Raw genomic sequence first — 23361 nt, forward strand, 5'->3', positions numbered from 1 at the left:
GGCGGGGTCCGACGGCGCCCATGAGGTGAAACCCGCGGTTGCTCCTCGGCAGACCAATGACGCGCCGCTGTCGGAACTGGCCGGCCGACGACGTCCTTGGAGCAATCGAACCTCGGAGATCAGCGATGAAACCGACCAGCGGCCATGCGTCCCGCGCTGGCCTGGACACCTACTACGAGATCCATGGCGGCCCGCTGCGCGCCGACGTGACGCCTTTCGTCCTTCTGCACGGCGGGCTGATGACCATCGAGGTCGGCTTCGCCGGCCGCCTGCTCCCGAAGCTCGCAACGCTGGCGCCGGTGATCGCCGTCGAGCTCCAATGCCACGGCCACACCGGCGACCGCGACGGCCCTATGCGCATGGACGATCTGGCCGACGACGTCGCCGCGGTGCTCGATCATCTGGAGGTCCCGGCGGCCCACCTGGCCGGCTTCAGCCTCGGGGCCATGGCGGCTTTCGGCGTGGCGATCCGCCACCCGGCGAAGGTCGCCAGCCTCTCGGCCCTCGGCGCGTCCTACACCTTCGACGGCATGCAGCACGACCTAATCAGGCTTCAGCGCGAGCCGGGCCACGTCCCCTCCGAGGCGTTGATCCCGCTGCTGCCGACCGAGGAGGACTTCGCCGCTTGGCGCGCCGCCTTCGAGTCCGTCGCCCCAGACCCGACGGCCTTCGACCGAAGCGTCGAGCGCGTCAACGCCATGGTCTCGACCTGGGAAGGCTGGTCTCAGGCGGACGTCGCCGCCATCGCCGTCCCGGTGCTGATGGCCATCGGCGACAACGACTTCGTCAGGATCGACCATGGCGCCGAAACGGTCGCTCTGCTCGCCGACGCGCAGCTGGCGGTCCTGCCCGCAACTACCCACACCGGCCTGCTCGACCGCAGCGACTGGCTGGTTCCGATGATCGCCGAACGGATCAGAGCGCCTTTTCCAGCACGATGAATTCCAGGTCGTCCCGGGCCGGCTGACCGAAGCGTAGGTCGGCATAGGGGAACGGGCGCGTCTCGCCGGTTCGCGCATAGCCGCGCCGCTCGTACCAGGCGATCAGGGTGTCGCGGATCTGGATCACGGTCATCCGCACCCGCTGCGCGCCCTGCCCGCGCGCATGGTCCTCGGCCGCGGCCAGCATGGTGCGGCCCAACTGCCGATCCTGCAGATCCGGCCGCACGGTCAGCATCCCCAGATACCAGGCCCCGCTGTCCGCCGGCTCCAGCCACACGCAGCCCAGCATCGGCCCGCCGGCCGCCTCGCGCAGGGTCATCACCATCGCCTGCGGGTTGGCCGCCAGGTCGCTGGCCAAGGTCTGCGCGTCCGTGCGCTGGCCGCCCAGATAGTCGGCCTCGGTGGTCCAGCCCTGGCGCGAGCTCTCGCCCCGATAGGCGGAGTTCACCAGCGCGGCGACGGCGGACAGTTCAGACGGGTCGGCGGGAACAAAATGCATGTGGTCCGGTAATCCATAAGCTGCGCCCTCCCGCCAGTCCAAAATTCCGCCCCCTTCGGAGCGCCGGCGATCGCTTGACGCTTTCGACATCAGCGTCTAGCTATCCGCATGTGAGTGAGCGCTCACATTTTCTACATCACCTGCGGAGTTCCCCATGATCCGTCGCCAAGTCGGCCGTACCGGCCGGGACGTGAATGCTATCGGCCTGGGCTGCATGGGCATGTCGATCGCCTATGGCGAGCCGATGAACGAAGCCGACGCCGTCAAGCTGCTGCACGAAGCGCTGGACCTCGGCGTCGACCACTTCGACACCGCCGAGCTCTACGGCTTCGGCGCCAACGAAAGCCTGATCGGCGCAGCCTTCCACGACCGCCGCGACAAGGCTTTCATCGCCACCAAGTTCGGCCCGGTCGCCGACCTCGCCACCCGCACGATCACCGGCGTCGACGGCTCGGAAGCGAACATGCGCCGCGCCATCGAACAGTCGCTGCGCGTCCTGAAGACCGACCATGTCGACCTCTACTACCTGCACCGTAAGGACCAGAGCCGACCGATCGAGGAGACGGTCGAGGCGATGGCCAAGCTGGTCAAGGAGGGAAAGATCAAAGCCATCGGTCTCTCGGAAGTCAGCGCCGAGACCCTGCGCCGCGCCCAGGCGGTGCACCCGATCGCCGCCGTGCAGTCCGAGTACTCGATCTTCACCCGGGATATCGAAGACGACGTGCTGCCGCTCTGCCAGGCGACCGGCGTGACGCTGGTCGCCTACTCGCCGCTCGGCCGCGGCATGCTGACCGGGGCCTTCTCGCGCGATCACCGCCCGACCGGAACGGACTATCGCGCGGCCCAGTCGCCGCGCTTCCAGGGCGAGGCGTTCGAAGCCAACCTGGCCCTGGTCGAGGAGATCGAGAAGCTCGCCGCGGCCCGTGGCGCCGCCGCTTCGCAGGTGGCCTTGGCCTGGGTGCTGGCCGCCAATCCCAACGTGGTCGCCATTCCCGGCACCACTCGGCTGGCGAACCTGAAGTCCAATCTCGGCGCCGCCGACGTAGCCCTGACCGCGGCCGAGACTGCAGGCCTCGACGCCCTGGCCGCCAAGGTCGCCGGGACCCGCTACGACGCGCGCGGCATGACCATGGTCAACGCCTGACGCCCTCGCCTCCGCCCTCGCGGGCGGAAGCGTCCTTGTCAGACCGCTTCCGGCTCAAGCCCAGATGTCTGCAGCGGCATCGGCGCGTGATGACCCCGAAGGCCGTCCCGCACGACCGCTGCTATCCGAAACAACCTGGAGCCCGGCTAGCCGCCGAACGTGCCCGCATAGCGCTCACGCAGCAGGTTCTTCTGCACCTTGCCCATCGCGTTGCGCGGCAGTTCGTCGACGAAGAACACCTTCTTCGGCGTCTTGAACGCGGCCAGCTGCTCGCGCAACGCCGCGATGATCGCGCCCTCATCGCCGGCGCCGATCACCACCGCCGTCACCGCCTCGCCGAAGTCCGGATGCGGCAGGCCGATCACTGCGCTCTCGGTCACCCCGTCCATCTCGTCGAGGATCAGCTCGATCTCCTTAGGATAGACGTTGAAGCCGCCGGAGATGATCAGGTCCTTGGCCCGGCCGCTGATCCACACCCGCCCGTCGGCGTCCTGGCGCCCGACGTCGCCCGTGATGAAGAAGCCGTCGGCCGTGAACTCCTGGGCGGTCTTCTCCGGCATCTGCCAGTAGCCGCCGAACACGCTGGGCCCCTTGATCTCGATAGTCCCGGTCGCTTCGCCGCCGCCGATCCGCAGCTCCACGCCCGGCAGCGGATAGCCGACGCTGCCGGCGATCCGCTCACCGTCCAGCGGGTTGGAGGTGATGATCACCGCCTCGCTCATGCCGTAGCGCTCCAGGATCCGCTGCCCCGTCCGCGCCTCGAACTCGGCGAAGGTCGACTCCAGCAGCGGCGCCGAGCCGCTGATGAACACCCGCATGTGCGCCGCCGCCTCGCGCGTGAAACCCGGATTGGCCAGCAGCCGGGTGTAGAAGGTCGGCACCCCCATCATCACCGTCGATTTCGGCAGACCCGCCAGCACCTGCACGTCGTCGTACTTGGCCAGCCAGACCATCGGCGCGCCCGACAGGAATGCGCAGTGAAGCGCGACGAACAGTCCGTGGACATGGAAGATCGGCAGGGCGTGCAGCAGCACGTCGCTCTCGCTGAAGCCCCAGGCCGCATGCAATGCCAGCGCATTGGCCGCCAGGTTGCCGTGGCTCAGCATCGCGCCCTTCGAGCGCCCCGTGGTGCCCGAGGTGTAGATGATCGAGGCGAGGTCGTCCTCGCTGCGCGCCAGCGTCTGCGTCAGCGGCTCACGGCTTCGCGCGTCGGCGACCAGTTCGACCGCGTCTTCGACGAACAGCACCGGCTGGGCGTCGTCGATGAAGTAGTCGATCTCGGCCTCGGTATAGGCGGTGTTCAGCGGCAGGAAGACCGCTCCGACCTTCAGGGTCGCCAGGTAGACGACCACCGCCTCGACGCTCTTTTCGGACTGCAGCCCCACCCGGTCTCCGGGCTCGACCTCATGCTCGATCAGCAGCGCCGCCGTCCGCGCCACATCGTCCTCCAGCGCCCCGTACGACACCTCCCGCCCGTCCGGCAGGATGAACGCCGGCTTGGACCGATCGGCGGGAAAACGCGAAGCGAGCAGCTCGTAGAGGTTCATGCGCCTTGCCTAGCGGGTCTGCGCCCTCAGTGTCATCCCGGTTTCGGCGCGGCCGAAGACCGGGACCCATGAACACCAGATCTCTACAGCCCCGCACCGGCCTGACCGACACGGCGCGAATGGGTCCCGGTCTTGCTCCGCAAACCGGGATGACACCTGAAGAAGATGCTCTCCCCTAAACCGGCAGCGCCGTCGTGAACTTGATCTGCTCCATTGCGAAGGCCGAACTCACGTCGTTCAGCGGCGCCGCGGCGATCAGGCGCTTGTAGAACCGGTCATAGGCGGCGATGTCCGACACCACGACCTTCAGCAGGTAGTCCGTCTCCCCGGCCAGTCGGTAGATCTCCACCACCTCAGGCAGGGCCGACGCCCCCTTGGCGAACTGGGCCAGCCACTCCTCATCGTGGCGGTTGGTCTTCAGCGACACGAACACCACCAGCCCCAGGTCCAGCTTCTCGCGATTGAGCAGCGCCACCTTGCGGTCGATGACGCCCTCGTCGGTCAGCCGCTTGACCCGCTTCCAGCACGGCGTCTGCGACAGCCCCACCCGCTCGGCCAGCTCGGCCACCGGGATCGTCGCGTCAGCCTGCAGCTCACGCAGGATTCGCCGATCCGTCGCATCCAGGAGAACACTACCCACGACATTCACCCCCATGCAGGAACAGAATTCTCCAATCTGACCAAATGGCGACCACTTGAACAACGCCTTTCTCGCCGCCTGCGGCCATCCTTCGGCCGATAGCGTGGGAGAGTTTCATGTTGGACGCGTTCAACCGCCATCCGAGTTCCGTCGGCGAGAGCTATGGCGAGCACCTGGCCCAGGCCTCGGGTTTCGGCGTGACCATGATCACCGCCGGCGCCGCCTGCCTGGTGCACGCGATCTTCCCCTTCTGGTTCGAAAAGACCGCCAGCCTCTGCGTCCAGCGCCTGCACGCCCAGATGGCCGCCCGCGGCCGCCCGGACGCCCACAAGGCCCTGCAGGCGTGACCCACCTCCCGCTCACCGCGGGACATGCGCGCCATCCTCTGGTCGGCGGCCTGGCGCTCGGCCTGATCGCGCTCTGCGCCCTGATGCTCGGCCGCGCCACCGGCTTCCCGGCCCCGGTCATCGCCGCGGTCGCCGGCATGGGCCTGGGCCTCGCCGGCTGGTCGGCCGCCCTGGGGCCGGCGCTCTGCTGGTGGGCCAAGCCGGGCCTGAAGATCGGCGTCGCCCTGCTGGGCGCCCAGATAGCCTTCGCCGAGCTCGCCGCCCTCGGCCTGCCTGTCGCACTGGCCAGCGGCGGCGTGGTCATGGCCAGCCTCGGAGCGGGGACAGGCATCGGCCTGCTCGCCGGCCTGCCGCTGGTCGAGGCGCTGATCGCCGCCAGCGCCGTCTCGATCTGCGGCGCCTCGGCCGCCATGGCCGCCGCCAGCGCCCTGCCCGACAGCGACTCCAGCCGCCGCACCACCGCCCTGGTGGTGGTCGGGGTCAATCTGCTCTCGACCATCGCCATGGTCGCCTACCCGCTGATCGCGCGACATTTCGGCTTCAGCGAGCGCCAGACCGGCGTCTTCCTCGGCCTCTCGATCCACGACGTCGCCCAAGTGGTCGCCGCCGGCCAATCGGTCTCTCCGGGCGCCGAGGCCTCGGCCGCCCTCTCCAAGCTCTCGCGAATCCTCTGGCTGGGCCCGGTGATCGTCGCCGTCGGCCTGTCGATGGGCATGCAGGCCCGCGCCCGCCGCTTCCCGCTGCCGCCGCTGTTCGTCTGGGCCTTCGCCGCGCTGATGGCCGCGCGCAGCTTCGGCCTAATCCCCGCCGCGCTGCTGCCGGCCCTGGCGCTCGCCTCGCAATTGCTGCTGCTCGGCGGCGTCGCCGCCATCAGCGCCCAGGTCGCCCCGCGCGACCTCCTGCGCATCGAGCCGAAGCTCGCCTGGACGCTCGTCGCCGCCACCGGCGTCATCGCCCTGCTCGCCGCCGCAACCAGTCTGACGCTGGTGGGATGACATGTTTGCCTACCCGATCGCCGCCTCCAGCGCCGCATGCGCCTCGCGCGCCTGGGCCCAAAGCTCAGGCTTCGTCAGGTCGTCCGGCGTGATCTTCTCGGGCCAGTGCGAAACGACCACCTTGGCCAGGCTTGTCCAGCGCGCCTCGTCCAGGATGAAGCGGGGGTCGATCCCGGCCAGGCCAGGCCCGTCGACCGGGACCCGCAGGCGCAGGCAGGCCGGCCCGCCGCCGTTGCGCATGCTCTCGCGCACGTCGACCACCACCGCCCGCTCGATCGGATTGTCGCCGGCCAGCACCGCCTCGACCGCCGCCCAGGCCGCCGCGTTCTCCTGCGCGTCCGACGGCAGGATCAGCGCCATGCCGCCGCCGGGCAGGCTGACCAGCTGCGAATTGAATAGATAGGACGACACCGCGTCCTCCAGGCTGACCCCGAAGGTCTCGACCACGTGCAGGTTCGGCAACCGCGCCCTTAGCTCGCGGTACAGCCGGGCTGGATCGGCGAACGCCTGCGGATGGGCCAAGAGCACATTGGCGTTGGCGACCGCCACCACATCGTTGTGAAAGGCGCCGGCCTGCACCGCCCCCTCGTTCTGCAAGACGTAGAAGGTCCGCTCGCCGGCCAACCCGCTCAGCCGCGCCACCGCCTGGCTCGCGCGCTGGCTCTGGCGCTCGGGAAACGCCCCGCCCCGGCTCGCCTCGCCATGGACGAAGACGTTGAGACCCGCCGCGCCGTGGCTGGCGGCCAGCCGCATGTGGTTGGCCGCGCCCTCGTCGCCGAAATGCCGCGCGCTGGGCAACGGCCCGTGCACCGCAAAACTGTCCTCGCTGGCGAACACCCGCTTCAGCAGCGCAAAGGTCTCGTCGGCCTCGAAGCTCCGGTGCAGCATCCCGGCCAGGTTGGCGGTCACCAGGTGCACGCGCCCGTCGGCCGTATCGGGCGCCGCCAGCACGGTCGCCGCATTGGCTCGCCACATGCTCGAGGCCGAGCACGCGGCCCGAAACAGCGCCAGGTCCTGCTCGGCCGCCGCCGCCAGCACCTCGTCGTCCGAGCCGGCGAACCCGAACCTGCGCAACGCCTGCGCCGCCGGCCGCAGCGGCGGCGGCAGGAACCCCTGGGTCAGACCCAGCTCCATCGCCGTGCGCATCTTGGCCAGCCCCTGCAGGGCCGCCGCGCGCGGATAGGAGACCTCGCCGAAATTCGCCTGGCTGGCGACGTTGCCGACCGACAAGCCCGCATAGTTGTGGGTCGGCCCGGGCAGTCCGTCGAAATTGACCTCGATCACGGGGCGAGCCCCGTGACGATGCGGAAGTCCGCCCTGCCCGCCTCCATGCTCGCGACCGGATAGGCGCAGTAGTCGGCTGCATAGTAGGCGCTGGGACGATGATTGCCCGACAGCCCCGGGCCGCCGAACGGCGCGGTCGCCGCCGCCCCCGTCGTCGGCCGATTCCAATTGACGATCCCGGCCCGCGCCCGGCTCCAGAAGTCGCGATACCGCGCCTCGTCGTCGCTCAGCAGTCCGGCCGCGAGTCCGAACCGCGTGGCGTTCGCCGCCGCGATCGCGCTTTCCCAGTCGGCCGCGCGGATGACCTGAAGCAAAGGTCCGAAGTTCTCGACGTCGGGCGCCGCTACGCCGGTCACGTCGACAAGGCCCGGGGTCAGGAACGGCTTGCTGTCCTCGATGCGCCGCAGCTTGCGGATCGCCCTGCCGCCCAGCTGCGCCTGCGCGTCCAGCAGGTGCTGGGCGCTGGCCATGTCGATCACCGGACCCATGAACGGTTGCGGCTCATCGAACGGCGCCCCGACCACGATGCGATCGATCAGGGCGCCCAGCGCCTCGACCACCCGCTCGCCCGCCGCGCCCTGCGGCACGATCAGCCGGCGCGCGCAGGAACAGCGCTGCCCGGCCGAGACATAGGCCGACTGTACGATCAGGTGCGCCGCGCTCTCCGCATCGGCTACGTCCCAGACCACCAGCGGATTGTTGCCGCCCAGCTCCAGCGCGACGATCTTCTGCGGCTGGTCGGCCAGGGCGATGTGGATCGCCCGCCCCGCCGCGACGCCGCCGGTGAACAGCACCCCGTCGATCCCCTCGTGGACGACCAGCGCCTTGGCGGCCTCCGCGGCCCCGATCACCACCTGCAGCACCTCGTCCGGCACGCCGGCCTCGCGCCACAGATGGGCCAGCAGCAGGCCGCTGGCCGGCGTCTTCTCACTCGGCTTGAACACCACCGCATTGCCGGCGATCAGCGCCGGAGCGATGTGGCCGTTGGGCAGATGCATCGGAAAATTGAACGGCCCGATCACCGCCAGCACGCCGTGCGGCCGGTGCGCCAGCCGCGCCTGCCCGCCGGCGACCTCGCTGCTCCGCTCGCCCGCCCGCTCGGCCTGGGCGCGGATGGAGACCTCGACCTTGCCGGCGACGGTGTCAGCCTCGGTCAGGGTTTCCCAGAACGGCTTGCCGGTCTCCTGGCTGAGCAGCCGCGCGATCTCCTCTCGCCGCGCCTTGGCCAGCTCGGCGAACGCCCGCGCCACCGCATGGCGCTCCTCAAGCGGCCGGCGCGACCAGGCTTCGAAACCCGTCCGCGCCCGCGCCATCACGCCGTCCAGCGCCGCCGGATCGGCGGCCGGGCCGCGCCAGACCACCTCGCCGGTGCAGGGGTCGGTGGAGACGATCTCAGAATTCGACATGGCGGATGAGGTCTCCTGCTTGCACGTTCAGAACGGCCGCCAGCTCGGGACTGATCCGCAGTCCTTCAGCCGCCGCCACAACTCGCCCGCGCGATGCCCGGAAGGCCTCTACCGCGCCGGCGCAGGCCAGCACCTCGACCCCGTCCTCGCAGGGCGCGATCTCGCTGATCGCCCCGACCCGGCTGTCGCGGACCGCCTTCAGGGTGTCGATGTCGGCGACCATGGTCGGGCCGGCGTCGAAGATGTCGATGCAGCCTTCGAACTTGAATCCTTCCTCGGTCAGCAGCGCATGCGCCCGCGCGCCATCCGGGTGGAACTGGCCCACCGACAGCGCCGCGTCGGTCGGCAGCAGGTTCAGGTACAGCGGATACTTCGGCCCCAGGTCGGCGATGACCTGCTTGCCGGCGCCGACGCTGATCCGGTCGGCCTCCTTGAACTCCAGGCCGTAGAACTTGCGGCCCACCGCTTCCCAGAACGGCGAGCGGCCGTCGGCGTCCTGATAGCCGCGCAGCTCGGACACCACCCGGTCGCCGAACCAATCGCGATGCTCAGCCATGAACAGGTAGCGCGAGCGCGCCATCAGCCGCCCGCCGGCCAGCCCGCGCAGGCCGGGCCGCACGAACAGTCCGCCGACCTCGGCCGACCCATCATAGTCGTTCACGGGCGTCAGGATGGTGTTTTCCACCACCTTGCCCAGCGCCTGAGAGGTCTGGCGCAGGCGGCCGATGCGGTACGAGTAGAACGGCCAATCGCCGCCCACGCTCGGGAATATGCAGCCCGTGCCCACCACCTCGCCGCCCGCTTCCATGACCAGCAGGATCTGGCTGCCGGCCTTGCGGTTTCCAGCCAGCGCATCGGCGCTGGCGTTGAGCAAGCCCAGCAAACGCTCGCGGCAAGGCGGCAGATTAGTCATGCCGAGCCCGGCGCTCAGCGCCAGGGCGTGCAGGGACTCAAGGTCGGTAAGGGCGGCCGGGCGGATCACGACGCCGGGATTGAACATGGCATCCTCCGCAGAAATCATCGAAGCCTTAGAGGCTTATTGTGCTAGGGATTTCTCGAAATGGGCGGCGGAAGACCAGGTCTTGCCCCGCAGATGCTGCGGCGGGAACAGGCTTTGGACGGATATCCTTCGCTCGACCGGATCGACCTCAAGATCCTGGCGAATCTGCAGGCCGACGGCCGCATCACCAACCAGGCTCTGGCCGACAAGGTCGCCCTCTCGCCCAGCGCCTGCCTGGCCCGCGTACGCCGCCTCGAGGCTGAGAAGCTGATCCTGGGCTACCACGCGCGCCTGGACATCGAGCGCATCCGTCCGACCGTCACCGTCTACGGCGAGGTCACGCTCAAAAGCCACCGCCCCGCCGACCTGCTGCACTTCGAGGCCGTGCTCTCCGAGATTCCAGAAGTGGTCGAGGCCGCCCAGGTCTCCGGCCCCTTCGACTACCTGATCAAGGTCGTTTGCCCCGACGTCCGCGCCTGGGGCGAACTGGCCGACCGCCTGCTGCAGGAAGGCCTAGGCGTCGACAAGATCGCCTCCCACATCCTGATGAAGGACGCCAAGCCGTTCACCGGCGCCCCAGTGAGCGCGGGTAAGCGCTGAACGCAAACCCTATGGCCTTCCCGCCCATGCACTTCGACACCCACGACCTGCCGCTGTCGACCGCCTCCGCCCAGGCCGCGGAACACTATCGGAACGCCGTGCGGCTGATCCTGGCCGCGTGGCCCGGCGGGGACGCCGAGCTCGACCTGGCGATCGCGACCGACCCGGACTTCGCATTGGCCCACGCCGCCCGCGCCCGTGTCCACGCGCTGAGCGCCCAGCCGCGGCAGGCGCACGAACGGGTCGCCGCAGCCCGCAGTCTCGCCGCGCGAAACGGGTCCGAGCGAGAGCAGAGCCACATCGAAGTCCTGCACCTCGCGTTTTCCGGCCGCTCGACCGAAGCGCTGAGCGCGGCCCTCGCCCACGCCGAGCGCTGGCCGCGCGACGTCCTCGTCCTGTCCATGCCGCTCGGCGCATTCGGCCTCTTCGCGTTCTCGGGCATGGCCGATCACGATCAGGCCCGCGTCGACCTCTGCGCGCGCCACGCCGATCACTTCGCCGCCGATGATTGGTGGTTTCTGACCAGCCAGGGCTGGGCGCTGGCGGAGAACGGCGAGGTCGCCCGCGGCCGCGCGATGATCGAACGCGCCTTCGAATTGCACCGCGCCAACGCCAACACCGTCCACGCCCTGGCGCACGCCATGTTCGAGGGCGGCGCCGGCGAGGACGCCGAGGCCCTGATCACCGGCTGGCTGCCCTCCTACGACCGCGCCGGCGTCCTGCACGGGCATCTCGCCTGGCACGCGGCGCTCGTCGCCCTGGAACGCGGCGACGCGGCGACCGCGCTCGGCATCTACGAAACGGAAGTCCGCCCCGGCGTCTCCCGAGGCCTGCCGATCAACATCGTCAGCGACGGCGCCTCGTTCCTCTGGCGCCTGGACCTCTATGGCCACGGCGCCCCCCAGGCCGGCTGGGAGCAGATCGCCAGCTACGCGCGCGAGGCCTATCCCCGGCCCGGGCATGCCTTTGTCGACACCCATCTGGCGCTGATCGAGGCGGCGACCGACAGCCGCAAGGCGCTCGACCGCCGCATCGCCGCCCTGGAGTCTGGCCAGGGCGGCGTCGCCCTCGCTGCAGTGGTCCCGGCCATCGGCCGCGCCGCCCGCGCCTTCGCGGATGCCGACTATGACGCCTGCGTCCGCACGCTCGAACCCGTGGCCGACGCGGTCGTGCGGATCGGCGGCAGCGGCGCCCAGCGCGAGGTGATCGAGGACACCCTGCTCGTGGCGCTGATACGCGCCGGCCAGACCGCCAAGGCCCAAGACCTGCTGGAACGCCGCCTGCACCGCCGCCCCTCCCCACGCGACGCCGCCTGGCTGGCCGCCCTCTAGACCTCAGGCGCCCGCCCTGACAACCTCAGCGGCAACGGAGCTTTCCGCGCGCCGGTGCGTTCCTGGCCTGACTTGACCGGGGAGGTGGAGCTTGAGTGATCGCAGCGTCGCAATGCGGACCTTTCCGGGCGACAGCGCGATGGCGAGGCGCATGCGGGAGACCGATTGGTCGGCCACGCCCCTCGGTCCGCCCGAAGAGTGGCCCCAGGGCCTCACCACCCCGCTGGCCATGATGTTAACCTCTCGCTTCGAGATGTGGCTCGGCTGGGGCGAAGACCTCTGCTTCTTCTACAACGACGCCTACATCCCGACACTCGGGGGCAAGCACCCCGCCTCGCTGGGCCAGCCGTTCCGCGAAGTCTGGCGTGAGGTCTACGCGGACGTGGAGCACCAGGTCCGCTCGGTCATGATCGAGGGCAAGGCCACCTGGAACAAGGCGCTCCGGCTGCTTCTTGAGCGCAACAGTTACCCGGAGGAGACCTACCACACGTTCTCCTACAGCCCCTTGCGCGACGGCGAGACGATCCGCGGGCTGATGTGTATCGTCACCGAGGAGACCGAGCACGTCATCAGCGAGCGTCGTCTGGAGACGCTTCGGCGACTGAGCGAGGGCCTGATTGAGGCGCCGTCCCAGGAGGCGGTGATTCAGGGGGTGTGCGACGCCCTCGCGGCCAACACCGAAGATTTCCCGTTTACGCTCGCCTATGTGCAGGATCCGCTGGGCGGCTGGGTCGGCTGTTCGGCGACTGACCCAGGGCGCAGCCTGCTGAACCTGCCCTGGCCGTTGGACGAGGCCGCCGACGGTTGCCAGGACTTCCCGCTCGATCCGCAGGTCGAATACCCGACAGGCGCCTGGTCCATCCCTCCCACGCGCGCCCTGATCCTGCCGATTCCCGGTCCCCACGGCGCGCCGGCCGCTACGCTGATTTTGGGACTGAACCCGCATCGGCGCGGCGACGTCGGCCTGCTCGACCTGGCCAATCTCATCGCTGACCGCGCCGGCGGCGCTTTCGCCCAGGCGAGCAGCGTGGAGGCCGAGCGCCGGCGATCAGACCGCATCTGGACCAACGCCCGCGACCTCATGGTGGTGGTCGATGGCGAAGGTCGGTTCCGATCGGTCAGTCCAGCTTGGACGCGGATACTCGGCCATCCGGTCGAGGAGGTGGTGGGCCGCCCCATGTCGGCCTTCATCGCAGAGGATGAGATTGAAGCCACCTACGCGGCGCACGTCCGCGTGCTGGGCGGCGAGCAACTGACGGGCTTCGAAAACCGCTGCCGCACCACGGACGGTGAATGGCGCTGGATCTCATGGAACACCGCCGGCGAAGACGGCCTCATCTACGGCTACGGCCGCGACGTCACCGAGGAAAAGCAACAGGCCCAACAGCTCAGCCAGGCCGAAGAAGCTCTTCGCCACGCCCAGAAAATGGAAGCTATCGGCCAGCTCACGGGCGGCGTCGCCCACGACTTCAACAACATGTTGACGGTGATCCGCTCCTCGGCCGACCTGCTGCGCAAGCGCGAGCTGGAGCCCGAGCGTCGGAGGCGCTATCTGGACGCAATCTCGGACACGGCGGACCGCGCGGCCAAGCTGACTGCCCAATTGCTCGCCTTTTCGCGGCGCCAGGCGCTGAAGCCCGAACGTTTCGACGTCGCGGCCAAGGTCGACGTCCTCACCGACATGCTACGCTCGGTGCTGGGCGCGCGCGTGCGCCTGGAGATCATGGTCGATTGCGACGATTGCGTCGTCGAGGCGGACGTCGCCCAATTCGAGACGGCCTTGATCAATCTCTGCGTCAACGCCCGCGACGCCATGGACGGCTCGGGCGCGCTGGCGATCCGCATCGACACCGCCGAAACCATCCCAGCGTTGCGCGGGCACGTCGCCAGTCCCGGCGAGTTTGTGACGATCTCGGTCATCGACCAGGGATCAGGCATCGCCAGCGGCGATCTCGCCAAGATTTTCGAGCCGTTCTTCACGACCAAGGAGGTCGGCCGGGGGACCGGCCTCGGGCTGAGCCAGGTTTATGGTTTCGCCAAGCAGTCGGGAGGCGACGTGGCGGTCCGCAGCCGCCCTGGCGAGGGTTCGACCTTCACGCTCTTCATGCCCCGATCGCGAGAACCACTCACACCACTCACACCGCTCGCGCCGCCGCCTGAACCGACGCAGCCCGACCGAAAGGGCCGCGTCCTGGTAGTCGAGGACAACGCCGCCATCGGCGAGTTCGCTAGCCAATTGCTGTTGGATCTGGGCTACCGCACCGAATGGGCCGCGAACGCCGCGGACGCCCTGGACCGGCTGGAGAAGGACAGCGGCTTCGATATCGTGTTCAGCGACGTTGTGATGCCGGGTCTTGGCGGCGTGGAGCTCGCTCGTGAGATTCAGACCCGATGGCCCGGGACGCCGATCGTGCTCACCAGCGGCTACAGTCATGTGCTGGCCACGGACGCCCACCACGGCTTTCCCCTGCTGCACAAGCCTTACTCGATCGAGGAGCTTGCGCGGATGCTCCGCCAGGTCGTCCTGCCTCCGGCCAAATCGGTTTAGGCTTGGCCCTCGGCCGCGAGCAACCAGACCGGCGCCTCGGCGACCGTCCGGAACCCCAGGCCCTCATAGAGCGCGCGTCCCGCCTCGGTGGCGCCCAGGTGGAAGCGCCGCATACCGCGCCGCCGATAGTCGTCGATCACCTAGCTCAGCAGCGCCTGGCCCAGGCCCTTGCGCTGGTGCTCGGGCGGCGTCGCCATCAGCGAGATCGCACCCGTGTCGCCCGTCGGCGTCATCGAGACCGTACACATGGCGCCGTCCTCGCCATAACCGACATAGGTTTCGACGCCCGAGGTCGGGGTCATGCCCACCTCGATGTATCTGGCGATAACCTCGCGCGTCTCTTCGAAAGCGGCGGCGATCAGATCGCCGGCGACGGCGACCTCTTGCGCATCCAGCACACGGACGATTTTCAATGAGCGCCCCGGTCGAACCGGAACATCCGGGTCGAGCATCATGAGCGGCGAAGACCCGACCTTGGCGAAGCCCAGCCGCGCCGCAACCGGCCCCAGCGCCTCGGCGACGCCAGGGCTCATCGTCGCCACGAGAGGCCGGCCTCTCTCCTTCGCCCGCGCAGTCGCGCGGATGAGAAATTCCTCGGCGCCGGCTTCCGCGCCCAGGATCAACCGGTTGAAGTCGGCCAGAGGCTCGTCGGTCAGGCCCAGCACGCACGTGCGCGTCACGTGCAACTCGACGCCCGGCGCGGCGATCATCTGCGCGACCAGCGCGCGCACGCAAAGTTCGATCAGCTCGTCGGCCTCATTCATGTCCGCCGCCCCCGAGCGCGTCGCTACGCCCTTAGGATCTTCGCCATCGCCTTGCCCTTGGCGAGTTCGTCGATCAGCTTATCGAGGTAGCGGATCTCACGCATGGTCGGCTCTTCGATGTTCTCCACCCGCACGCCGCAGACCACCCCGGTGATCAGCGAGCGCGCCGGGTTCATCGCCGGCGCCTGGGCGAAGAAGTCCTCGAAACTGGCCTTCATCGGCTCGTCCAGCGCGCCGGCGTCATGTCCGGTCAGCCAGGCGATGATCTCGTCGACCTCGGCCTTGCTGCGCCCCTTCCGCTCGGCCTTGGCGACATAGGCCGGATAGACGCTCGCGACACTCATCGCGAAGATCTTGTGCTTGGTCATGCGCGCTCTTGCCGTCTGGGAGAGCCTCCAACCTAGCGGGTCTCGGACACGGTTGTCGCGCCCGGGCAAGACCTCTCGCCTTCTCCCTGCGAATAGGGCACGAAGCGCCGCATGAAGCGCCTCGCCTTTATTGCTCTTTTCGCCGCGGGCGCATTCTGGGGGCTGGGTTTCCCCCTTGGCAAGCTCGCCCTGCGCGAGATCGACGCCGCCCACATGGTGCTGCTGCGCTTCGCGGTCGCCGCCCTGGCCGCCGCGCCGTTCGCCTTCCGAGACGCCCAGACCCGGGCGCTGTTCCGCTCGCCGCCGGTGCTGGGGGCGGGGGCGCTCTACGGCGTGGCCTTCATGGTCCAGTTCGAGGGCCTGGCCCATGTCAGCGTCACCCTCGCCGCCCTGCTGGTCGGCGCCATGCCGGCCCTGATCGCCGTTTCGGCCCGGCTGCTCGGCGAAAAGGTCAGCCGCGCCTCCTGGGCCGGGGTCGCCGCCGCCACCCTCGGCGCGGCGCTGATCGCCGGCAAGCCGGATGCCGGCTCCTCGCCGTTCGGCGTCGCCCTGTCGCTGATCGCGCTTTTGATCTTCCTGGCCTGGCTGCTGGTCCTGCGTCGCGCGCCCCAGACCGCCAGCCCGATGGCGATCCCGGCGGTCACCGTGGTCATAGCGGCCCTGACCATCCTGCCGATCGCGCTCGTCATGCACGGCCCACCCAGGCTCGACCTCAGCATCGCGGCCTGGGCGGGCATCGTCGGCCAGGGCGTGCTCTCGACCCTGGTCGCCACCGCGGCGTGGCAGTTCGGCTCTGCGCGGGTCGGCGCCGCCAGCGCCGGCGTGTTCATCAATATCGAACCGCTGATGGGCGCCGGCATCGGCGTGGCGCTGTTCGGCGACCAACTGTCCCTGGCGCTCGCCGCCGGCGGCCTGCTGATCATCGCCGGCAGCCTGGCTGTCGTGCTCGGCGAGCGCTCCACGCCGGTCATCGACACCCCGGCCCCGACGCCGGCCTAGTACAGCGCCCGGGCGATCATCTCGCGCAGCGGATTGGCGGGATCGGCCAGCAGCTTGGCGGTCATGGCCAGCGAGATCACCACAAGCAGCGGCCGGATCAGCCGCGGCCCCCAGCGCATCGCCGCGCGCGAGCCCAGCCGCCCGCCTACGAACTGGCCGACCGCCATCGCTCCGCCCAGCGCCCACAACACGTGGCCGCCAAGCCCCAACACCACCACCGAAACCAGATTGCTGGTCAGGTTAAGCACCTTGGTGTGCGCCGTCGCCCGCACCAGCCCCATGCCCAGCAGAGTCACCAGGCTGAGGGTGTAGAACGACCCCGCGCCAGGACCGAAGAAGCCGTCGTAGAAGCCGATCCCGCCAGCGACGAGGCCATAGCCCAACGCGCTCAGACGCGCGTGCTGGTCCTGCTCGCCGATCTTCGGCCCGAGCAGGAAGTAGAGCGCGATCGCCACCAGCATGATCGGCAGCAGCAGCATCAGCCAGCGGGTGTCGACCACCATCACCGCCAGGGCGCCTGCGACCGCCCCGACCAGCGCCATGACTAGCGCCAGCTTGATGGCCTGCAAATCGATGCGGCCCGCCCGCCAGAAGGTCCAGGTCGCCGAGGCGGTGCCGACGCTCCCCTGCACCTTGTTGGTGGCGATGGCCGAAACTGGATCCACCCCCGCCGCCAGCAACGCCGGCACGGTGATCAGCCCGCCGCCGCCGGCGATCGCATCGACAAACCCCGCCGCCAGCGCCGCGACGCACAACAGCGCCACGGCCTGCGGCCCCAACTCAGCAAACAATACGGCCCCTCCAGGAGGCCGCTGCTATAGGACCGTCGGTGCGTCAGGACCAGGGCGCCTGGCCGACTGAGGGGGACTTTGACTCTTCATGAGAGCCGGTCCCCCTCCGTCACGATGCTCCGATCCACCTCGCCCGCGGGAAAGGATCTGGAGGCCTACATCCGGTGCAGGGCGCAGAGCTTGTTGCCGTCCGGGTCGCGCAGATAGGCCAGGTACATCTTGCCCGTGCTGCCCGAGCGCACGCCCGGCGGCTCCTCGATGCTCGTGCCGCCGGCGGCGACGCCCGCCGCGTGCCAGGCGTCGGCCTGTTCGGCGCTGGCGCAGTTGAAGCCAATGGTGCTGCCGTTGCCGATGGTGGCCGCCTCGCCGTCGATGGGCAGCGACACCGCGAACACTCCCGTCGGGGTCATGTAGAATACCCGGTGGCCGTCGACGAAGCCGGGCGACACGCCCAGCGTCCCCAGCAGCGAGTCATAGAAGCCCTTGGCGCGGTTGAGGTCGTTGGTGCCGACCATCACGTGCGAAAACATCTGGCGTTCTCCCCTTTTCGATTCCGGCTCGAAGCCGGCGGCGGGACGCTAGAGCATTTTCGGCCGAAGTGGAGGCCGGTTCGGCGTAGAAATTGCTCCGACAAAGGATCGAGCACGATCCATCCAGGATCGTGCTCGGGCGCCACCGCCCGCCGGAGGAAAAGGCCGCCGGCTAGTGCGGCTGCGGCACAATCCGCAGGTAGGGGCGCGGAGCGTCCCAGCCGTCGGGATAGATGGTCTTGGCCTCGTCGTCCGACACCGATCCGGCGATGATCACCTTCTCACCCTGCTTCCAGTTCACGGGAGTCGCGACTCGATGCTTGGCGGTCAGCTGGATCGAATCCAGCACCCGCAGGATCTCGTCGAAGTTGCGGCCCGTGGTCATCGGATAGGCCAACATCAGTTTGATCTTCTTGTCGGGACCGATGATGAACACCGTGCGCACCGTGGCGTTGTCGGCGGCCGTGCGCCCGTCCGATCCCCCGTCCGTCTCCTCGGGCAGCATGTTGTAGAGCTTCGAGACCGTCAGGTCGGTGTCGCCGATCATCGGATAGTTCGGCGCGGCCCCTTGCGTCTCGGCGATGTCCTGCGCCCAGCGGGCGTGGTTGTCGACCGGATCGACCGACAGGCCGATGACCTTGGTGTTGCGCTTGTCGAACTCCGGTTTCAGCTTGGCCATGTAGCCCAGCTCGGTCGTGCAGACCGGCGTGAAGTCCTTGGGGTGCGAGAACAGGATCGCCCAGCTGTCGCCGATCCAGTCGTGGAAGTTGATCTTCCCCTCGGTGGTCTCGGCCGTGAAGTTCGGCGCCTCGCCATTGATACGAAGTGACATCGCCCGTTCCTTTTCGTTGAGCCCGAGGCGGCTCGGGGCTCCTGCGACGCGACATGCCCTGCCAATGCCGGCCGCGCGTCAAGACCGACGGCCGGCGACTATGCAATTCCGGCATGAAACCGGGCGAGGGCTCAGGCCTCGCCCGCTGTGCGCAGCTGTTGAGCGTCTCGCGCCACGATCCGCCCATAGGCCAGTTGCAGCATCCCGGCCCGCTCCAGCCCCTTCAGCTCCTTGTTGATGGTCTGGCGCGAGACGCCGATCATCGCCGCCGCCTACCGCTTGGTGGCCTACTACGGCTGGGACCTGATCTTCCCCCACTGTCGGCGCGGGCGCCAGGGCCCGAACACCACTTCTTGATGCGCTGCCCGCGCGACGCATCGGCCCTAGGCGGCGGCCGGCTGTTCCTCGCCCGCGGCATAGGCCCGCGTCAGCTGGCGGTAGTATCCGGAATTGAACGCGATCAGCGTCACGACCACGCCCGCCACCCCGGCCAGGGTGAAGACCAGCGCGATCCCCCGATCCTCCCCGCGCCCGAACCAGTCGCCGATAGCGTCGGCCCCGGCCCCGGTGGTCATCAGCGGAATGAAGATGAACTGGGTGAGCGGCCCGATCAGGAACGCGGTCAGGGGCGAGGCCGCCTGCTCCACCGACTGGGCGAAGCCGAACACCCGTCCCTGCCGCTCAAACGGCACCACCTTCTGCAGGGTCGTCTGCTCGGCGGCCTCGGCGTAGGGCCCCAGGAACATCCAGACGAAACAGCCGGCGATCAGCAGCGTGATCGAGGGCTGCAGCGTGAAGACGCAGCACACCGCCCAGCTGATCAAATTGACCAGCAGCAGCGTGCGCAGCGGGCTGCGCCCAAGTCCGGTGCGCGCGATCAGCAGGCCGCTGATGATGAACGCCGTCGACAGCAGCCCCCAGAGCAGCCCCCAGGTCTGCACCTTCACCAGCGACAGGCCATAGGCGTCCATCAGCGCCATGAAAATCCCACCGAGGAAGTTGTTGAAGGTGGCGAAGAAGATCAGCGCGAACAGCCCCGGCACCGCTCCGATCACGCGGATGGTCCCGGCCAGGTCGACCTTCCGGTGCTCCTGCGGCGTCGCCGGCGCGGCCGCGTCCTCGTCCAGCCGCACGAACAGCAGGTGCGCGAACGCCCCCGCCGTGAACACCAGCGCGAAGATCAGCGTCGAGACCATGCCGCCCCAGGCCACCAGGAAGCCGCTGATCACCGAGGTGGTCAGGAAGCCGACGCCCGAAACCATGCCGACCAGCCCGTTGGCCTTGTCGCGCCGGTCCTCCGGGATCATCAGCGTCACCAGGGTCGGCAGCGCGATCCCGCGGATGTTGCCGGCGATGACCCCCAGCATGACCAGCGACACCAGGATCCACACCGGCGCGCCATAGGGGTCGGCCAGGCTGCCCTTCGGCGCCAGGCCATAGGCGGCGAACGCCAGCGCGTAGAGCCCGAACGACACTGCGCTCGAGGCCAGCATCACCACGCGCTTGCGATGATGATCGACCAGGCTGCCGAACCAGATGCCGGTGCTGGCCGTCAGCACCAGATAGATCCCCGCCACCATGCCGGTCGCGAAGACCGACTTGGTCTCCAGGTAGATCCAGAAGGTCAGCGCGAACCACACCGTGAAATTGGTGATGTTGGCGACCAGGTTGTTGGCCAGGAGCTGATAGAACCGGATCACCGCACGCTCCCTGCCGACGCCCGCGAACTCCGCCGCGGCGCCTGTGACTTAGGAGCCGGCGGCGGTAAGCTCAATGGCGACGCAGCGCGCTGCGCCCAGGCTCCACCGTCCCCCGACGAAACATCGACCAACGGGCCGCCTGAACCTCCTGGACCGGCCTCAGAACACCTCGAGCCAACGCTCGTTGTCGGCGTCCGGATTCGATTTTCCACGGCAGACCAAGCCGTCCCGCGTCCTGGTCTCCTTGCCGCGCGTCAGTTCCCAGCGCAGCTGCTTGCAGGCGAATGGCCCGACCGGATCGGCGCTGACCGCGGTGATCTTCCCCACCGAGCCGCGGCCGCGCCAGTTCAGCGATTGGCCCACCTCCAGCCCGCCCAGGGCGCTGTCGAAGGCCCACATGTCGCGCAGGTCGAGAAACTTCTTGGCTGCGGTGTCGAAGCTGACCCCGCCTTCACAGTCGTTGCACGAGACCTCGCCGAACTTCTTGAAAGCGTCCTTCTGCGCCTCCAGCGCCGGATCGAACTTCAGCTGGCCGGGGCGCTTCAACTTCGGATCGCCCAGATTGATCGGCTGCGGCGCGGCGGCGACCGCCGCGTGCGCGGTCGAGGCCGCAGCCAGGGCGGCGGCGACCGCCAGGATGTAACGTTTCACGCAAGGCCTCCTTGGAATTGCTCCAGCTGAGGTTGCCCCGACCGCTCGTCCGGCGCCCGCGCGCATCGACGGACGCCGCCGGGCGTCGACGGAGCGACGAAAGCGGTCCTTCGGACGCCGAGCCTATCCCATCGCCGCCTTGATCTGCGCCGCCGGGATCTCGCCGGTGGCTAGCTTGGCGAGAATGACCGCCGACAGCTGCGCGCGTTCGACGAAGCTCTCTGGCCAGGCGTATTCGTCGTGCGAATGGATGTCGCCGCCGCGCACCCCCAGGGTGTCGACATTCGGCAGGCCGGCGGCGAACAGGTTGTTGCCCTCGCACACTCCGCCGGAGGGGGCCCAGGTGATCTCCTGGCCGATCAGCGCGCCGGCGTCCTTCACCGCGCCGAACAGCTGCTGCTGGGCTGGCGTGAACGGCTTGGCCGGACGGGTGAAGCCGCCGTGCAGCTCCGCCGCGATGCCGTCCGCCGCGGTCGCGGCGACTTCGCGCTGCACATGGGCCAGCGCCCAGGCGGCGGCCTCGGCGTCGGGCAGGCGGATGTTGAAGCGCACCACAGCCACGTCCGGCACCATGTTCAGCGGCCCGCCGCCGTCGATGCCCGCGACATTCAGCGTCACGCCCTCGCGCTGGCCGTTGGCCGCGGCCAGCCGCACCGCCAGGTCGGCGGCTGCGGCGATGGCGTTGCGCCCCTTGTCGAAGTCGCGGCCGGCATGGGCCGCCCTGCCCCGCACCACGACGTGGAAGTTGCCCGAGCCCTTGCGCTGCGCCGCGAGCGCTCCGCCGGCCATCGCCGGTTCGTAGGTCAGCCCGACATGACCGCCTGCCGCCAGCCTCGCCAGCACCGGTCCCGAGGCCAGCGAGCCGATCTCCTCGTCTGGCGACAACAACACTCTGTAGCCCAGGTCTTTCGAACTCGGGTGAGCTTCGAACGCCCGCAGCGCCGCCAGCATGACGCTGATCCCGCCCTTCATGTCGGCCAGGCCCGGCCCGTTCAGCGCGCCGTCCGCCCGCTTCGTGACCGTCGTGAACGGCGTCCCGGCCGGATAGACGGTGTCGTAGTGCCCGGTCAGCACCACCTGCACGGGGGCCTGCGGGCGCACGGTGAGCATCAGCGCGTCGGGGTGGCCCTGGAGGGTCAGGCTGCCGTCGGCGGCGACCTCGTGGCCGTCGGCCAGCGGCAAGTTCTCCACCTCGCCGGGCAGCTGGGCCATCACGCTTTCCAGCACGGCGCGCTGCGCCTCCAGTCCCGGCAGGTTGCGACTGCCTGACGATAAGGCGCACCATTCCACGGCGCGGCCCAGAATGTCGTCTTCTTCGCTGGCCAGACGGCCAAGCATGGATGAATCTTGCGCGGTGAGTTTCATACGCGCGAGCCTCTCCCCCAAAACCGGGCTCGCGCAAGGCCCCATCGGGAGGTTACTGGAAGCCCATGGCCGTAACCTTCCTGAATCGCCTCTCCCCCGACGCCCAAAGCCGCTGGCTGGAGGCCCTGCGCGCCGCCTTGCCCGGCGAGACGATAGGTGTCGAGCCCTCGCCGCAGACCGAGATCGCCATCGTCGCCAATCCCGGGCGCGGCGTGCTGGCCAGTCTGCCGAACCTGGCCTTCATTCAGTCGGCCTGGGCCGGCGTCGACAGTCTGCTCGACGATCCAGACCTGCCCCGCGTCCCGATCGCCCGGCTGATCGATCCCGGCCTCTCCGCCCAGATGGCTCAGGCGACCGCCGCCCACGTCCTCTACCTGCACCGTCAGGTCCCGGCCTACGCCGCCCAGCAGCGGCGAGGCCTCTGGCGCCAGTTGCCGCAGCCGTCGGCGGCCGAGCGCCGCATCGGCTTCCTCGGCTATGGCGAACTCGCAGGCGCCGCCGCCAACCTCCTGGAATCCATCGGCTTCCAGACCTACGGCTGGAGCCGCCGGCTCGGCGACCTCGACACCCTGCTGGCCACCAGCGACATCATCGTCAACCTGCTGCCGCTGACCGACCACACCCGCGGCATCCTCAGCGCCCCGGCCTTCGCGCGCATGAAGCGCGGCGCGGCGATCGTCAATCTGGCCCGCGGCGCCCACGTCGTGGAGGAGGACCTGATCGCCGCCCTCGACGCCGGCCAGCTGTCGCACGCCGTGCTCGACGTCTTCGAGGCCGAGCCCCTGGAGCGCAAGCACCCGTTCTGGTCCCACCCGCAGATCACCGTCACCCCGCACGTCGCCGCGATCACCGATCCAGTCAGCGCCAGCGCCGTCATCGCCGCCAACATCGCCCGCTTCCGCGCGGGCCAACAGGTCGAAGGCCTCGTCAACCGCAAGGCGGGGTACTGAGCCATTCAAGATGCTTCCCCTCTGGGGGAGCTGTCGGCCACACGGCCGACTGAGGGGGACTTTGGCTCTTCAGCTTGAGAGCCGTCCCCCTCCGTCTCGGCGCTGCGCGCCTATCCACCTCCCCCAAGA

General features: G+C 69.2%; 25 protein-coding genes. 9 read left to right on the forward strand and 16 right to left on the reverse strand.

Annotated features, from left to right (window positions below):
• The first annotated feature begins 125 nt into the window (after nt 1–125).
• Entirely contained in the window at nt 126–941 is an 816-nt protein-coding gene (locus GGQ61_RS21135; protein ID WP_183777047.1) for an alpha/beta fold hydrolase, read from the forward strand.
• On the opposite strand, the gene GGQ61_RS21140 is transcribed toward GGQ61_RS21135, so the two are convergent.
• Entirely contained in the window at nt 916–1440 is a 525-nt protein-coding gene (locus GGQ61_RS21140; protein WP_183777048.1) for a GNAT family N-acetyltransferase, read from the reverse strand. The genes GGQ61_RS21135 and GGQ61_RS21140 overlap by 26 nt on opposite strands.
• Nucleotides 1441–1594: 154 nt before the next feature.
• On the opposite strand from GGQ61_RS21140, the gene GGQ61_RS21145 reads away from it, so the two are divergent.
• Nucleotides 1595–2584: an aldo/keto reductase gene (locus GGQ61_RS21145; RefSeq protein WP_183777049.1), complete on the forward strand. Its 990-nt coding sequence runs from the start codon at nt 1595–1597 to the stop codon at nt 2582–2584.
• A 146-nt stretch (nt 2585–2730) separates the two neighbouring features.
• Here the strand turns inward: GGQ61_RS21145 and GGQ61_RS21150 are convergent, their stop codons facing one another.
• Nucleotides 2731–4131, reverse strand: coding sequence for an AMP-binding protein (locus tag GGQ61_RS21150; RefSeq protein WP_183777050.1), 1401 nt, complete (start codon nt 4129–4131; stop codon nt 2731–2733).
• A gap of 175 nt (nt 4132–4306) precedes the next feature.
• Entirely contained in the window at nt 4307–4771 is a 465-nt protein-coding gene (locus GGQ61_RS21155) for an Lrp/AsnC family transcriptional regulator (protein WP_343056256.1), read from the reverse strand.
• A 116-nt stretch (nt 4772–4887) separates the two neighbouring features.
• Between GGQ61_RS21155 and GGQ61_RS21160 the strand changes: the two genes are divergently transcribed.
• Both GGQ61_RS21160 and GGQ61_RS21165 read left to right on the forward strand, forming a co-directional pair.
• Complete coding sequence (locus GGQ61_RS21160) at nt 4888–5118, forward strand: DUF6356 family protein (RefSeq protein ID WP_183777052.1); 231 nt, start codon at nt 4888–4890, stop codon at nt 5116–5118.
• Entirely contained in the window at nt 5115–6113 is a 999-nt protein-coding gene (locus GGQ61_RS21165) for a YeiH family protein (protein ID WP_343056257.1), read from the forward strand. The genes GGQ61_RS21160 and GGQ61_RS21165 overlap by 4 nt, the downstream gene beginning before the upstream one ends.
• Nucleotides 6114–6122: 9 nt before the next feature.
• Here GGQ61_RS21165 and GGQ61_RS21170 read toward each other — a convergent pair whose 3' ends face one another.
• Genes GGQ61_RS21170 through GGQ61_RS21180 form a run of 3 tightly spaced genes read right to left on the reverse strand, consistent with a single transcriptional unit; the run spans nt 6123 to nt 9803 of the window.
• Nucleotides 6123–7397 carry an N-succinylarginine dihydrolase gene (locus GGQ61_RS21170; protein WP_183777053.1) on the reverse strand — a complete coding sequence of 425 codons (1275 nt, stop codon included), beginning with the start codon at nt 7395–7397 and terminating at the stop codon, nt 6123–6125.
• Nucleotides 7394–8803, reverse strand: a complete 1410-nt coding sequence (astD, locus tag GGQ61_RS21175; RefSeq protein ID WP_183777054.1) for a succinylglutamate-semialdehyde dehydrogenase — start codon at nt 8801–8803, stop codon at nt 7394–7396. The genes GGQ61_RS21170 and astD overlap by 4 nt, the downstream gene beginning before the upstream one ends.
• The gene (locus GGQ61_RS21180) at nt 8790–9803 is read right to left on the reverse strand and encodes an arginine N-succinyltransferase (protein ID WP_183777055.1); all 1014 of its coding nucleotides are present in this window, start codon (nt 9801–9803) and stop codon (nt 8790–8792) included. Before GGQ61_RS21180 ends, astD begins: the two co-directional genes overlap by 14 nt.
• A 114-nt stretch (nt 9804–9917) precedes the next feature.
• Here GGQ61_RS21180 and GGQ61_RS21185 point away from each other — a divergent pair, with 114 nt between their 5' ends.
• From GGQ61_RS21185 to GGQ61_RS21195, 3 genes are all read left to right on the forward strand, one after another.
• A complete protein-coding gene (locus GGQ61_RS21185) occupies nt 9918–10403 on the forward strand; it encodes an Lrp/AsnC family transcriptional regulator (RefSeq protein ID WP_246371153.1) in 486 nt (161 codons plus the stop codon).
• An 11-nt stretch (nt 10404–10414) separates the two neighbouring features.
• Nucleotides 10415–11734, forward strand: coding sequence for a tetratricopeptide repeat protein (locus GGQ61_RS21190; RefSeq protein WP_221221188.1), 1320 nt, complete (start codon nt 10415–10417; stop codon nt 11732–11734).
• Nucleotides 11735–11885: 151 nt separating this feature from the next.
• On the forward strand, nt 11886–14282 hold the full coding sequence (locus GGQ61_RS21195) for an ATP-binding protein (protein ID WP_221221189.1): 2397 nt from the start codon (nt 11886–11888) through the stop codon (nt 14280–14282).
• Here the strand turns inward: GGQ61_RS21195 and GGQ61_RS21200 are convergent.
• From GGQ61_RS21200 to GGQ61_RS21210, 3 genes are read right to left on the reverse strand one after another with little or no spacing between them, the layout of a single operon-like run.
• The gene (locus GGQ61_RS21200; RefSeq protein WP_183777056.1) at nt 14279–14422 is read right to left on the reverse strand and encodes a hypothetical protein; all 144 of its coding nucleotides are present in this window, start codon (nt 14420–14422) and stop codon (nt 14279–14281) included. The genes GGQ61_RS21195 and GGQ61_RS21200 overlap by 4 nt on opposite strands.
• Nucleotides 14423–15046, reverse strand: coding sequence for a hypothetical protein (locus GGQ61_RS21205; RefSeq protein ID WP_183777057.1), 624 nt, complete (start codon nt 15044–15046; stop codon nt 14423–14425).
• Between the two features lie 23 nt (nt 15047–15069).
• The gene (locus tag GGQ61_RS21210) at nt 15070–15414 is read right to left on the reverse strand and encodes a DUF2200 domain-containing protein (RefSeq protein ID WP_183777058.1); all 345 of its coding nucleotides are present in this window, start codon (nt 15412–15414) and stop codon (nt 15070–15072) included.
• A 111-nt stretch (nt 15415–15525) separates the two neighbouring features.
• Here GGQ61_RS21210 and GGQ61_RS21215 point away from each other — a divergent pair, with 111 nt between their 5' ends.
• Nucleotides 15526–16413, forward strand: coding sequence for a DMT family transporter (locus GGQ61_RS21215; RefSeq protein WP_183777059.1), 888 nt, complete (start codon nt 15526–15528; stop codon nt 16411–16413).
• Here the strand turns inward: GGQ61_RS21215 and GGQ61_RS21220 are convergent.
• The 7 genes from GGQ61_RS21220 to GGQ61_RS21250 all read right to left on the reverse strand — a co-directional run bounded on the left by GGQ61_RS21220 (nt 16410) and on the right by GGQ61_RS21250 (nt 22282).
• Nucleotides 16410–17204, reverse strand: a complete 795-nt coding sequence (locus GGQ61_RS21220; RefSeq protein WP_183777060.1) for a TSUP family transporter — start codon at nt 17202–17204, stop codon at nt 16410–16412. The two genes, GGQ61_RS21215 and GGQ61_RS21220, sit on opposite strands and share 4 nt — an antisense overlap.
• A 155-nt stretch (nt 17205–17359) precedes the next feature.
• The gene (locus GGQ61_RS21225) at nt 17360–17734 is read right to left on the reverse strand and encodes a VOC family protein (protein WP_183777061.1); all 375 of its coding nucleotides are present in this window, start codon (nt 17732–17734) and stop codon (nt 17360–17362) included.
• 172 nt (nt 17735–17906) lie between these two features.
• Nucleotides 17907–18566 carry a peroxiredoxin gene (locus GGQ61_RS21230; RefSeq protein WP_183777062.1) on the reverse strand — a complete coding sequence of 220 codons (660 nt, stop codon included), beginning with the start codon at nt 18564–18566 and terminating at the stop codon, nt 17907–17909.
• 131 nt (nt 18567–18697) lie between these two features.
• Entirely contained in the window at nt 18698–18829 is a 132-nt protein-coding gene (locus GGQ61_RS21235) for a helix-turn-helix domain-containing protein (protein WP_183777063.1), read from the reverse strand.
• Nucleotides 18830–18949: 120 nt separating this feature from the next.
• On the reverse strand, nt 18950–20266 hold the full coding sequence (locus tag GGQ61_RS21240) for an MFS transporter (RefSeq protein WP_183777064.1): 1317 nt from the start codon (nt 20264–20266) through the stop codon (nt 18950–18952).
• A 159-nt stretch (nt 20267–20425) separates the two neighbouring features.
• Nucleotides 20426–20917, reverse strand: coding sequence for a hypothetical protein (locus GGQ61_RS21245; RefSeq protein ID WP_183777065.1), 492 nt, complete (start codon nt 20915–20917; stop codon nt 20426–20428).
• A gap of 123 nt (nt 20918–21040) precedes the next feature.
• Nucleotides 21041–22282 (reverse strand): hydrolase, encoded by a 1242-nt coding sequence (locus GGQ61_RS21250; protein ID WP_183777066.1) that lies wholly within the window; start codon nt 22280–22282, stop codon nt 21041–21043.
• A 65-nt stretch (nt 22283–22347) separates the two neighbouring features.
• On the opposite strand from GGQ61_RS21250, the gene GGQ61_RS21255 reads away from it, so the two are divergent.
• Nucleotides 22348–23232, forward strand: coding sequence for a 2-hydroxyacid dehydrogenase (locus tag GGQ61_RS21255; RefSeq protein WP_183777067.1), 885 nt, complete (start codon nt 22348–22350; stop codon nt 23230–23232).
• The last annotated feature ends 129 nt before the right edge of the window (nt 23233–23361 follow it).

The sequence above is a fragment of the Phenylobacterium haematophilum genome, from assembly GCF_014196295.1.
In the GTDB taxonomy this organism is placed as follows: domain Bacteria; phylum Pseudomonadota; class Alphaproteobacteria; order Caulobacterales; family Caulobacteraceae; genus Phenylobacterium; species Phenylobacterium haematophilum.